Here is an 11705-nt window from a genome sequence, read left to right as displayed (position 1 = left end):
ACTCGGCGGACAGGAGCGGTCGTCGCCCCGCCGCCGCAGGCGCCGGGCATCCGGCTACGGACCGGTCCCGTGCCCGTCGTCCCAGACGTACGGCCCACGGGGCCGGGCGTCCTCCCCCCACGGCCACGGCGACCGCCCAGACCGTCACCACCCACCGCCACCACCGGCGACGAGGCGCTCCCCCTGCTCGGTCACCCCCAGGGCTCCACGTCCACCACCGCCTCGGCCGGCACCGGCCCGTACACATGCGGGAACTCCTCCCCGCCCGGCTCCACGGCCTCGTACTTCACCGGCGCGCCGACCAGGGCCGGGTCCACGACCAGCACGACCAGCTCGTCCGGGCCGTCGTAGTCGCCGTAGAGGAACTCGGCGATGCGCGGGAGCTGTTCGCGGGTGGAGAAGTGGATGAAGCCCTCCTCCTGGAGGGTGCGGCCACGGGTCGACACCTCGTAGGTGCCGCACTCGCGCGCCGCCTCCCACAGGGAGCGCTCGGTGATGTGGACGATGTACGGAAGTTTCGGCATGCGGCCACGCTACGGCGCCGGCCGGGCCGCGCGCGGCTCCTCATCCGGCACCGGCGTCGTCCGCACCGTCCATGACAGTGCGGATCACCACGGGGTAGTCGATCAGTCCCTCGGGGCCGGGACAGCGGGTGACGCGTTCGGCGATCTCGGTGACCCGGTCCAGGCTCGCGCAGTCCACCACCCAGTAACCGGCCATCACCGCCTCGGTCTCGCCGTACGGGTCGTCGGTGATCACGGTCTCGCCGTCCGCGCCGCGCGCGACCAGCCGGGTCCGGGCGGGCTCGGCCAGGCCCTGGGCGTCGAGGAGTTCGCCGGACTCGGCGAGGTCGTCGTTGATCGCGCTCATGCACAGATACATGGCCTTGAGCCGCACCTCGGTCCAGGCCGGGGCGTGCCGGGTGGGCCGGCCGGCCATCGCGTCGTAGTCCGCCTGCGTCCCCTGCACCATCACCAGGTACTTCATGGTCCGCTCCTTCGGCTCACGACCACCCGGCTCAGGTCTTCTCGGCCTCGGATTCACCGGGGCGCGGTTGCTCGGTCCCGTCGTCCGCGGCCGCGGTCTCGGTCTCGACGGGCTGGCCGTAGGCCGCGCAGTCGGGGTTGCGGCAGGGGCCGGGGCCCCACACCGGTACCCAGGCGCCCAGCGTCTTGCGCCGTCCGACGACCGTGTCGACGGGCTGCCCGCAGACGGGACAGACGTGGTCCTCGCTGTCCATGTCCTCAGGGTAGGGCGGGCGGGGGTTCAGCGCTTCCTGCGGTATGTCCGCACCAGCGCGCCGTTGCCGAAGGTGCGCACCGAGTGCAGGGTGAACTCCTTGATGTCGAGACCGGTGCCGAACATCGGCATGCCGGCGCCGTAGACGATGGGGTAGGTCTTGATGAGCAGTTCGTCGATCTCCTCGAGCAGCGCGCCCGCGACCAGCGAACCACCGCACAGGTAGATGTCCAACCCGCCTTCCTCGGCCTTCAGTTCGCGCACCCGGCCGACCAGGTCGTCGGCGATGACCTCGACGTTCGGGTCGGGGGAGCTGCCCAGGGTGCGTGAGGCGACGTACTCGCGCAGATGGGCGTAGGGGCTGGTGATGCCCTCCTTCAGCGCCAGCTCGTAGCTGGCCCGGCCCTGGATGACGGTGTCGAACCGCTTGTTCTCCAGGTCGTCCAGGCCCATCGGCTTGCGGACGTGGGTGGGGAGGGTCTCCGGGAACTCCGTCCCGAGGAACGCGAGGTACTCCTCGTCCAGGAAGCGGTACATCGCGGAGCCGTCGCCGTGCTCGTCGCCGATGAAGCCGTCGAGCGAGCAGGCGACGAAGTACGTGAGCTTTCGCAAGCTTGGTCTCTTTTCGTAGGCTGCGGAGCGGCCCAATAACCACTCCGGCTGTAGTGCTTCATTTGTAGTACTCCGGTTGTAGTGGTGGCAAGGTCTTTCAGGGATGCAGTCGAAGACCGAGAACAAGTGGGAGAGAGGATTCCGCATGGCGGGCAATCCGGAACGGCGGGCGGCGCTGGTGGACGCCGGGATCGCGGTGCTGGCACGGGAGGGCGCACGCGGGCTGACGTTCCGCGCGGTGGACGGCGAGGCGGGCGTGCCCACGGGCACCGCCTCCAACTACTTCGCCAACCGCGACGACCTGCTCCGCCAGATCGACGCCCGGCTGCATCTCCGGCTCGCGCCCGATCCGCAGGTGGTGCAGACGCTGCTGCGCGGGGCCCGCGACCGCTCCCTGGTCGTGGCCTTCATGCGGGACCTCATGGACCGCGCCACCCGCGACCGCACCGGCTATCTGGCCCTGCTGGAGATGCGTCTGGAGGCCACCCGGCGGCCCGAGCTGCGTGCCTCCTTCACCCGGTCGGTGCGCGGGGACCTGGAACAGGGCATGGCCTTCCACCGCCAGAGCGGTCTGCCCGGCGGCGACGAGACCGTCACCGTCCTCTACCTCGCGATGCTCGGCCTCATCCTGGAGCACCTGACACTGCCCGGCGTCCTGGACGGGGCTCTGGAGGGAGTGAGCGTGCCGGAGGGGCTGGTCGAGAGGATCGTGACGGCGATCGTCCCCGCCGAGTAGGCCGGCGGGGACGATCGCCGGACGGCTCGGCATGCCCCCGCGCCGGCTCGGAGAAGCAGCGGGTCCCGCGACCGTGGGGATGCGCGGGACCCGCGTGGCCGGAGCCCCGGTGGCCGCACGGGGTCAGGAGCCGCGCGGGCCCGGGGCTCCGGGGTCTTCCCGGCTCCCGGTGCCGGCGGCGCTCAGCTGCTGCGCCGGGTCACGAACTCGGCGAGCGCCAGCAGACCGCCCGCCGCCTCGGGGGCGGGGACCGCGCGGGACAGCTCCTGCACGGCACGGGCCATCCGGTCGGCCGCCTCGGCCTGCGCCCAGTCCCGGCCGCCGGCCCGCTCCACGGCCCGTGCCGTACGCGCGATGCCCTCGGCGTCACCGGGGACATGCGGCTTGCCGTACAGCTCGGTGAGTTCGGCCGCGGCCTCGGTGCCGGAGGAGAGGGCCGCCACCACGGGCAGCGACTTCTTGCGGGCGGCGAGATCGGCACCGGCCGGCTTACCGGTGCGCAGGGGGTCACCCCATATGCCGATGACGTCGTCGATCAGCTGGAAGGCGAGCCCGGCCTGACGGCCGAAGCCGTCCAGCGCCGCCACTTCTTCCGGGCCCGCGCCCGCGTACAGCGCGCCGAGGGCGCAGGCGCAGCCCAGCAGTGCGCCGGTCTTCGCCTCGGCCATGGCGAGCACCTCGTCGAGGGTGACCTCGTCCGGGGCGCGGTGCTCCATGTCCGTGTCGGTGTGCTGGCCGGCGCACAGCTCCATGACACAGTCCGCGAGCCGGGCCGCGGCCGGGCCGGAGGCCGGGTGCGGGTCCTCGGCGAGCAGCCGCAGGGCCAGCGCCTGCAGGGCGTCACCGGCGAGGATCGCGTCGGCGTCGCCGAACACGGTCCAGGCGGTGGGCCGGTGTCGGCGGGAGGTGTCCCGGTCCATCACGTCGTCGTGCAACAGCGTGAAGTTGTGGACCAGTTCGACCGCCACCGCCGCCCGGACCGCCGCCGCACGGGCTTGCGGGCCGCCGAGAGCAGCGGCCGCCGCCAGGACGAGCGCGGGCCGTATCGCCTTGCCCGCGTTGCCCGTTGCCGGGCTGCCGTCCGCGTGCCGCCAGCCGAAGTGGTAGAGCGCGATACGGCGCATGGGGGCCGGCAGCGACTCCAGGGCCGCCCGCAGCTCCGGGTCGACGACGGCCCGGGTGCGCTCCAGGAGCGCCGGCGCCTCCTGCCCTTCGGCATGCCCCTCGGCCTGCCGTTCCGGATGCCGTCCCGGATCTCCCTCGACGGGATCGGCACCGCTGTCGCCGCTCCTCCCCCGCCGTTCCCCCGCCGTGCCGGGCTGCGGCACGGCGGGGGAACGCTGTTCGGTCTCCGTCATGAACTCGGCCATGTCTCCCCCTCGCCAGGTCCGCGGACACCGGCAACGCCGGCCCGGCCGGACGCATATTCCGAGGGTCTACCCCTCCCGGCGGGCGGGGACACGGCCGCGAAGTGCGGAAACGTCACCTCCACCGGCCGATCTCGACGTTCTCCAGCACGCCGAGCGCGTCGGGCACCAGCACGGCGGCCGAGTAGTAGGCCGTCACCAGGTACTTGATGACCGCCTGTTCGTTGATGCCCATGAACCGCACGGACATGCTCGGCTCGATCTCGTCCGGGATGCCCGACTGCCTCAGGCCGATGACACCCTGGTCCTGCTCACCGGTACGCATCGCGATGATCGAGGTCGTGCGCTCCGGGGTGACCGGGATCTTGTTGCAGGGATAGATGGGCACTCCGCGCCAGGTCGGGATGCGGTTGCCGCCGATCTCGACGGTCTCCGGTACCAGTCCGCGCTTGTTCAGCTCGCGTCCGAACGCGGCGATCGCGCGCGGGTGGGCCAGGAACAGCTTGGTGCTGCGCCGGCGGCTGAGCAGCTCGTCCATGTCGTCCGGGCTGGGCACGCCGTCGTGCGGCTGGATCCGCTGGTCGTACTCGCAGTTGTGGAGCAGGCCGAAGTCGCGGTTGTTGATCAGCTCGTGCTCCTGGCGCTCTTTGAGCGCCTCGACCGTGAGCCTGAGCTGCTGCTCGGTCTGGTTCATCGGCTGGTTGTAGAGGTCGGCCACGCGCGTGTGGATGCGCAGCACGGTCTGGGCGATGCTCAGCTCGTACTCGCGGGGCCGCGCCTCGTAGTCCACGAAGGTGTGCGGGATGTCGGGCTCGCCGGAGTGGCCGGCCGCCAGCTCGACCTCCTTCTCGCCGTACTTGTTGGTCCGCTGCTCCGGCACCGAGCGCAGCTGTTCGAGGTGGTCGCGCAGGGTGTCCGAGCGCTCGGCGACCTGCTGGAAGTCCTGACGGCTGAGGATCAGCACGGTGGTCGCGGTGTCGGCGCGGACGGTGTACTCCCAGATGGCGTCCGGGTCCAGCAGCGCCTGCTCGCCGAAGTAGGCGCCGTCGGCGAGGACTCCGAGGACCGCGGCGTCGCCATAGGGGCCGGTGCCGATCTTCTCGACCCTGCCGTGCGCCAGCAGGTACACCTCGCCCGTCTGGTTGCCGAAGTCGGCGATCACCTCGCCGGGCGCGAAGTCGCGCTGGCGGCAGCGCCGGGCGAGCTCCGTCAGCACCTCCTCGTCCTCGTACGAGCGCAGGGCCGGCAGTTCGCCGAGCTCGGCCGGGATGACCTCGATCTGGTCCCCGGTCTTGACGAAGGTGATGCGGCCGTCGCTGACGGAGTACGTCAGCCGCCGGTTGACGCGGTACGTGCCGCCCTGTACGTCGGCCCACGGGAGTGTGCGCAGCAGCCAGCGGGAGCTGATCTCCTGCATCTGCGGAACGGACTTGGTCGTGGTGGCCAGGTTCCGCGCGGCCGCCGTCCCGAGGGACTGCTGCGGCTTGCCCTGATCCGTGCGGACCTCTTCGCCTACCGACATAGAGAATTGCCTCCCAGGTATGCCCGGCACCGAGTCGCAGGGGGCACCGGTCTCGGTATCCAAGCCTTCCATCACGGAGCGTGTCCGTGCCATTACCCGAAAGAGCGGGAATGGATCATCGGATTACCGGGCACGAAGAGGGACTCCACTCCAGCCCCCAGGACGCGGGAGACCCGCGCCACCTGGCCGGATCGGCTCGCACAGCGTGCGAACGACGTGCTGCGGGGCGTCCGGTTTCGGTAGAGGTGTCGGTACACGGACCGGCACGGCACGAAGGAGGCGGCATGGCCCCACCCATGTCCGCGAGCGGGTTTCTGGACGCACTGCGAGCGGAGGGCGCCGCGGTCGTCGAGGTCGGCGACTGGCGCAACCACAACCGCAACCACAAGGGCCCGTGGGGGCCCGTCCACGGCGTGATGATCCACCACACGGTGACCCGGGGCAGCGCACACACCGTGCGGATCTGCCGGGACGGCCATCCGGGGCTGCCGGGCCCGCTGTGCCACGGCGTGATCACCAAGGACGGCACGGTCCACCTGGTCGGCTACGGCCGCGCCAACCACGCCGGCCTCGGCGACGACGACGTGCTGCGGGCCGTCATCGCCGAGAAGGCGCTGCCGCCGGACAACGAGGCCGACACCGACGGCAACCGGCACTTCTACGGTTTCGAGTGCGAGAACCTGGGCGACGGGGAGGATCCGTGGCCCGAGGCCCAGCTGGACGCGATCGAGCGGGTCGCCGCCGCGGTGTGCCGCCGGCACGGGTGGACCGAGAGGTCGGTCATCGGCCACCTGGAGTGGCAGCCGGGGAAGGTGGATCCGAGGGGGTTCGGCATGGATTGGCTGCGGGATCGCGTGGCAGAGCGGCTGAAGGGGTAGCGCCGTAGGGCTTCCGTGCCGTCGCCTGCGCCGGTAGGCGTCCCCACCCGGGCCGGCCCCGGTGCCGGGCGACAATGGAGCGGTGACCAGCCGGACCGCCCTCGCCCCTCGCCTCCCCTCACCTCTCCAAGAGGTCAGGGACGACCGGTTCGGGCGGCGCGGGCTCCGGCTCGTCCTCAAGCGGGACGATCTGATCCACCCCGACCTCGTCGGCAACAAGTGGCGCAAGCTCGTGCCGAACGTCGAGGCGGCGGCGGGGCGGCCGCTGGTCACCTTCGGCGGGGCCTACTCCAACCACCTGCGGGCCACCGCCGCCGCGGGCCGGATCCTCGGGCTGGCGACCACCGGCGTGGTCCGCGGCCAGGAGCTGGCCGACCGTCCGCTCAACCCCTCGCTCGCCCGGTGCGCGGCGGACGGCATGCGGCTGCACTTCGTCGACAGAGCGACATATCGTCGCAAGACCGACCCCGAGACCCTGGCCGCGGTCCTGCGCGCGGCCGGGGCCGAGGAGGCGTACGTCGTGCCCGAAGGCGGCAGCAACAGCGCGGCCGTCCACGGCTGCCGGGCGCTGGGGGCGGAGTTGCGCGGGTTCGCCGATGTCGTCGGCGTCGCCTGCGGCACCGGTGGCACGCTCGCCGGACTGGCCGCGGGTCTGGCCCCGGGGCAGCGGGCGCTCGGCGTGCCGGTCCTCAGGGGCGGCTTCCTGGCAGACGACGTACAGGCACTGCAGGAACGTGCCTTCGGCGGCCGTACCGGCTCCTGGTCCCTCGACGAGCGTTTCCACTTCGGCGGTTACGCCCGCACGACACCCGCACTGCACGCGTTCGCCGAGGACTTCGAGGACCGCCACGGGCTGCCCGTCGAACGTCTCTATGTCGCCAAGTTGCTCTACGGACTGGTCGCCCTCGCGCAGGAGGGCGCCTTCGCGGGCGGGACGACGGTCGCCGCCGTCATCACCGGGCGGCCGTTCCCGTAGCGCTACTCCGTCTCCCGGTAGGCCGCCGCCTCCTCCAGGTCCAGGCGTCTGAGCAGCGCGCGCAGCATCTCGTCGTCGATGTAGCGGTGGTCGCGGAGCTTGACGAAGACCTCGCGTTCGGCGCCGATCATCTCGCGCGAGAGGCGGCGGTAGGTGTCGTCGACGGACTCGCCGGTGATGGGGTTGGTCTGGCCGAGGCGCTCCCAGACGGCGTTGCGGCGGCGCTCCAGGACCGTGCGCAGTCGGTCGGCGAGCGGCGGGGGCAGTTCGTTGCGTTCGTCGGCGAGGAGGTCGTCGAGGCGCCTCTCGGCGGCCCGGGAGGCCTGCGCCTGGGCGTTGGCCTCGGCGAGGGTCTCGGCCTGCGCGTCGCGGCCGGGGAACTTCATCAGGCGGATCAGCGGCGCGAGCGTCAGGCCCTGCACCACGAGGGTGCCGATGACCGTGGTGAAGGTCAGGAAGAGGATCAGGTTCCGCTGCGGGAAGGGGGTGCCGCCGTGCACCGTGAGCGGGATCGAGAAGGCGATGGCCAGGGACACCACACCGCGCATGGCGGCCCACGACGCCACGGCCGGCGCCCGCCAGGTGGGGTTGTCCTCGCGTTCCCGGATGTGGCGGAAGAGCAGCCTGGGCAGGAAGGCCGCCGGATACACCCAGACGAACCGGGCCACGACGACCGCGAGGAAGACCGCGATGGCGTACCAGGCCGCGTCACGGCCCTGGTACGCGCCCAGTCCCTTGAGGATGGTGGGCAGTTGGAGCCCGATCAGGGCGAACACCGCCGACTCCAGCACGAAGGCGACCATCCGCCACACCGCGTCCTCCTGGAGCCGGGTGGCGAAGTCGACCTCCCACGCGTGGTGCCCGAGGTAGACCGCGACCACGACGACCGCGAGGACCCCGGAGCCGTGGAACTGCTCGGCGACGCCGTAGGCGACGAACGGGATCAGCAGGGAGAGGGTGTTCTGGAGCAGGGCCTCCTTCAGGTGGGTGCGCAGCCAGTGGATCGGGACCATGAGCACCAGGCCCACCACGACGCCCCCGATGGCGGCGCGCAGGAACTCGCCGAAGCCGCCCGCCCAGGTGGCGCCCGCGCCGACGGCCGCGCCGAGGGCGACCTTGTAGGCGGTGATCGCGGTGGCGTCGTTGAGCAGGGACTCGCCCTGGAGGATGGTGGTGAGCCGGGAGGGCAGGCCGACCCGGCGCGCGATCGCCGCGGCCGCGACCGCGTCCGTCGGCGCCACCACCGCGCCCAGCACCAGCGCGGCGGGCAGCGGCAGCCCCGGTACGACGAGATAGGCGACCCAGCCGACGGCGAAGGTCGCGAAGAGCACGTACCCGATCGACAGCAGCCCCACGGGCCGCATCTGGGCGCGCAGGTCCAGATACGAGCTCTCCGTGCCCTCCTTGTACAGCAGCGGCGGCAGCACCAGCGGCAGGACGACCTGCGGGTCCAGGGTGTAGGGCGGGATCCCGGGGACGTACGAGACCGCGAGGCCCACGGCGACCAGCAGCAGCGGTGCCGGCACCGGAGTGCGCCGGGCGGCCCCCGCGATCGCCGCACTGCCCGCCACCAGCAACAGCAGCGGCATCACGTCCATGCCCCTCGCCCACCCTCGTTTTCCGCGCGGCCACCCGCACGCCCGTCGTAATCTGGCAATCATGAAACAGTGCACGCACTCCGACGCGCTGCCGCACCCGGAGCCGGATCCGCTCGCCCCGACCTGCCCGGAGTGCCTGCGCGACGGCACGCACCCCGTGCAGCTGCGGCTGTGCCTCACCTGCGGCCACGTCGGCTGCTGCGACTCCTCGCCCGGACGGCACGCGACGCAGCACCACGAGACGACCGGTCACCCGATGATGCGGACGTTCGAGCCCGGCGAGGACTGGCGGTGGTGCTTCGTGGACCACGTGCTCGTCTGACCCTCTTACGAGCGGGTTCTCGGGTGATCGCATTCCCGCTCGACCCTGTTCTCGTGTGACACTGCATGCGGCGGCGGCCGCACGACGGTTCGAGCGTCAGACGTCTGGGTACGTCAACCCGGCGCATGGTGTTCCCATTTGGGTCCGCAAACCCCCTAGACACGGAGCGTATGCACAGCTTTACTGTGAGTGACGTCAGGGGGGTTGGGTCCCGGGACAGGACCGTTCGGACCGCGATAGCGTCACCGCGGAACCACGTACGCGTTACCCCGGGGGGCGACCCCCTCGGCCCCGTAAAGCTTGTACCACCATGGAGGTGAGGGTGTCCCAGATCGCAGGCGAGCCCGCGGCGAACCAGGACTTCGTGGAAGTCCGGCTGCCGGCCGCGGGTGCCTACCTGTCGGTGCTGCGGACGGCCACGGCCGGTCTGGCGGCCCGCTTGGACTTCACCCTGGACGAGATCGAGGACCTGCGCATCGCCGTGGACGAGGCCTGCGCGATCCTGCTCCAGCAGGCCGTGCCCGGCTCCGTGCTCAGCTGTGTCTTCCGGCTCGTCGACGACTCGCTGGAGGTCACGGTCTCGGCGCCGACCACGGACGGTCACGCCCCCTCGCGGGACACCTTCGCCTGGACCGTGCTCTCGGCCCTCGCGGGCAAGGTCTCGTCCGCCGTCGACGAGGACAAGACCGTGTCGATCAGCCTCTACAAACAGCGCGGCGCGGGCCCTGGCCCGGCGTGAGGAACGGGGACGGTCCGGTGCGGGACGAAGAGCGCGGCACACGCGAGCTGCCGGCGGGGGACGGGGGTGCCCCCTGGCCCAGCACGGGCGAGGTCTCCGGGGAGTCTCCCGGGGACGGCTCCCGGCGCATGGCGGACGGCATCGACGGCATCCCCGAGCAGGCCAGGCCACACCCGGAGGACGACTCCGCGCGGATCGCCGGTGACGGTGCCGTGCAGGACGTACCGCCGGACGGGCCCGGCGGCGCCGGGCCCACCGGCCGCACGGGGGCCAGGGCTGCTCGGGGAAGGGCTACGGGCGGGACGATGAGCGAGCACGAGCGGTACGCCGACGACGGGGCGCTGAGCGCGGAGGCCGTGCAGGCGGTACAGCACGACCCGGCGGACCGCAGCGGGGCGCGGGCGATGTTCGTGGAGCTGCGCAAGCTGAACGCGGGCAGCGCGGAGTACGCGGAGCTGCGCAATCAGCTGGTCCGTATGCATCTGCCGCTCGTGGAGCACCTGGCGCGCCGGTTCCGCAACCGCGGCGAGCCGCTCGACGACCTCACCCAGGTGGCCACGATCGGCCTGATCAAGTCCGTCGACCGGTTCGACCCGGAGCGCGGCGTGGAGTTCTCCACGTACGCCACCCCGACGGTGGTCGGCGAGATCAAGCGGCACTTCCGCGACAAGGGCTGGGCGGTCCGCGTGCCGCGCCGGCTGCAGGAGCTGCGGCTCGCGCTGACCACGGCGACGGCCGAGCTGTCCCAGCTGCACGGCCGCTCCCCCACGGTCCACGAGCTGGCCGAGAAGCTCGCGATCTCCGAGGAGGAGGTCCTGGAGGGCCTGGAGTCCGCGAACGCGTACTCCACGCTGTCCCTGGACGTCCCCGACACCGACGACGAGTCCCCGGCGGTGGCCGACACCCTCGGCGCGGAGGACGAGGCGCTGGAGGGCGTGGAGTACCGGGAGTCCCTCAAGCCGCTGCTGGAGGATCTGCCGCCGCGGGAGAAGCGGATCCTGCTGCTGCGCTTCTTCGGGAACATGACCCAGTCGCAGATCGCGCAGGAGGTCGGCATCTCCCAGATGCACGTCTCCCGGCTGCTGGCCCGCACCCTGGCCCAGCTGCGGGAGAAGCTGCTCGTCGAGGAGTGAGGGCGCTTACTCCGCGCGACCCGGTCCCTTGATCCCGAGGGCCCGGGTCGTCTCCCCGTTGACGAGGAGGACCAGCGCCGCCACGGCGACCACGGCGAGGGCGATGCCGGCCGGGATGGCCATGCTGTCGGCCTTGAGCAGGTTGTAGGCGATCGGCAGCGCCATGATCTGGGTGATCACCGCGGGGCCGCGGCTCCAGCCGCGCCGCAGCAGCAGCCCGCGCGCGGCGAGCAGCGGCAGCAGCGCGAGCACGACCAGCGTGACGCCCAGGGTCACGGCCTGCTGCCGGTCGTCCGGGTCTCCGGTGAGCCCGAGCACGAGCACCCACAGCCCGCCGACCGCCAGCGCGACACCTTCGAGGGCGGCCAGCACGGCGGCGTAGGTCAGCCGGCGGGGACGACCCGCCGCGCCGGCTTCGGCGGTGTCGGCGGCGTTGGGGGCGGGGTTCTGCTCACTGCTCACCCCAGCAGGGTAGCGGGGCCGGTGTCGGGCGCCCCGAACGGGGCGCGGGGAGCCGCGGCTCGCCAAGTGTCCAGTGTCACGCCACCACCTCTTACCCGATCCCTACCTCGGTATGGGCCCG

At 72.1% G+C, this 11705-nt stretch carries 14 protein-coding genes; 6 read left to right on the top strand and 8 right to left on the bottom strand.

Annotated elements, in window-relative coordinates:
* Window positions 1-191 precede the first annotated feature (191 nt).
* Genes ACIBJF_RS09535 through ACIBJF_RS09520 form a run of 4 tightly spaced genes read right to left on the bottom strand, consistent with a single transcriptional unit; the run spans window position 192 to window position 1851 of the window.
* Window positions 192-524: a DUF952 domain-containing protein gene (locus tag ACIBJF_RS09535; RefSeq protein WP_399173119.1), complete on the bottom strand. Its 333-nt coding sequence runs from the start codon at window positions 522-524 to the stop codon at window positions 192-194.
* A gap of 40 nt (window positions 525-564) precedes the next feature.
* The gene (locus ACIBJF_RS09530; protein WP_399173118.1) at window positions 565-987 is read right to left on the bottom strand and encodes a YciI family protein; all 423 of its coding nucleotides are present in this window, start codon (window positions 985-987) and stop codon (window positions 565-567) included.
* A 31-nt stretch (window positions 988-1018) separates the two neighbouring features.
* The gene (locus tag ACIBJF_RS09525) at window positions 1019-1240 is read right to left on the bottom strand and encodes a hypothetical protein (RefSeq protein ID WP_399173117.1); all 222 of its coding nucleotides are present in this window, start codon (window positions 1238-1240) and stop codon (window positions 1019-1021) included.
* Window positions 1241-1266: 26 nt separating this feature from the next.
* Complete coding sequence (locus ACIBJF_RS09520; protein WP_399173116.1) at window positions 1267-1851, bottom strand: dihydrofolate reductase family protein; 585 nt, start codon at window positions 1849-1851, stop codon at window positions 1267-1269.
* 145 nt (window positions 1852-1996) lie between these two features.
* Between ACIBJF_RS09520 and ACIBJF_RS09515 the strand changes: the two genes are divergently transcribed.
* Window positions 1997-2587: a TetR/AcrR family transcriptional regulator gene (locus ACIBJF_RS09515; protein ID WP_399173238.1), complete on the top strand. Its 591-nt coding sequence runs from the start codon at window positions 1997-1999 to the stop codon at window positions 2585-2587.
* A gap of 182 nt (window positions 2588-2769) precedes the next feature.
* Here ACIBJF_RS09515 and ACIBJF_RS09510 read toward each other — a convergent pair whose 3' ends face one another.
* Window positions 2770-3957 (bottom strand): family 2 encapsulin nanocompartment cargo protein polyprenyl transferase, encoded by a 1188-nt coding sequence (locus ACIBJF_RS09510; protein WP_399173115.1) that lies wholly within the window; start codon window positions 3955-3957, stop codon window positions 2770-2772.
* 112 nt (window positions 3958-4069) lie between these two features.
* The gene (locus tag ACIBJF_RS09505; RefSeq protein WP_399173114.1) at window positions 4070-5476 is read right to left on the bottom strand and encodes a family 2B encapsulin nanocompartment shell protein; all 1407 of its coding nucleotides are present in this window, start codon (window positions 5474-5476) and stop codon (window positions 4070-4072) included.
* A gap of 284 nt (window positions 5477-5760) precedes the next feature.
* Here ACIBJF_RS09505 and ACIBJF_RS09500 point away from each other — a divergent pair, with 284 nt between their 5' ends.
* Window positions 5761-6354, top strand: a complete 594-nt coding sequence (locus ACIBJF_RS09500; RefSeq protein WP_399173113.1) for an N-acetylmuramoyl-L-alanine amidase — start codon at window positions 5761-5763, stop codon at window positions 6352-6354.
* Window positions 6355-6436: 82 nt separating this feature from the next.
* Window positions 6437-7330: a 1-aminocyclopropane-1-carboxylate deaminase/D-cysteine desulfhydrase gene (locus ACIBJF_RS09495; protein WP_399173112.1), complete on the top strand. Its 894-nt coding sequence runs from the start codon at window positions 6437-6439 to the stop codon at window positions 7328-7330.
* A gap of 2 nt (window positions 7331-7332) precedes the next feature.
* Here the strand turns inward: ACIBJF_RS09495 and ACIBJF_RS09490 are convergent, their stop codons facing one another.
* Window positions 7333-8928 (bottom strand): Na+/H+ antiporter, encoded by a 1596-nt coding sequence (locus ACIBJF_RS09490; RefSeq protein ID WP_399173111.1) that lies wholly within the window; start codon window positions 8926-8928, stop codon window positions 7333-7335.
* 61 nt (window positions 8929-8989) lie between these two features.
* Here ACIBJF_RS09490 and ACIBJF_RS09485 point away from each other — a divergent pair, with 61 nt between their 5' ends.
* The 3 genes from ACIBJF_RS09485 to ACIBJF_RS09475 all read left to right on the top strand — a co-directional run bounded on the left by ACIBJF_RS09485 (window position 8990) and on the right by ACIBJF_RS09475 (window position 11122).
* Window positions 8990-9250 carry a UBP-type zinc finger domain-containing protein gene (locus tag ACIBJF_RS09485; RefSeq protein WP_399173110.1) on the top strand — a complete coding sequence of 87 codons (261 nt, stop codon included), beginning with the start codon at window positions 8990-8992 and terminating at the stop codon, window positions 9248-9250.
* A 322-nt stretch (window positions 9251-9572) separates the two neighbouring features.
* Entirely contained in the window at window positions 9573-9989 is a 417-nt protein-coding gene (locus ACIBJF_RS09480) for an anti-sigma regulatory factor (RefSeq protein ID WP_009190566.1), read from the top strand.
* A 17-nt stretch (window positions 9990-10006) separates the two neighbouring features.
* A complete protein-coding gene (locus ACIBJF_RS09475) occupies window positions 10007-11122 on the top strand; it encodes an RNA polymerase sigma factor SigF (protein WP_399173109.1) in 1116 nt (371 codons plus the stop codon).
* A gap of 6 nt (window positions 11123-11128) precedes the next feature.
* Here the strand turns inward: ACIBJF_RS09475 and ACIBJF_RS09470 are convergent, their stop codons facing one another.
* Window positions 11129-11584, bottom strand: a complete 456-nt coding sequence (locus ACIBJF_RS09470) for a hypothetical protein (protein WP_399173108.1) — start codon at window positions 11582-11584, stop codon at window positions 11129-11131.
* Window positions 11585-11705: the final 121 nt, after the last annotated feature.

It is taken from the genome of Streptomyces sp. NPDC050743, assembly GCF_044456925.1.
Classification (GTDB): Bacteria; Actinomycetota; Actinomycetes; order Streptomycetales; family Streptomycetaceae; genus Streptomyces.
The sequence above is the reverse complement of the archived record's forward strand: the minus strand, read 5'-3'. Positions and strand labels throughout refer to the sequence as shown.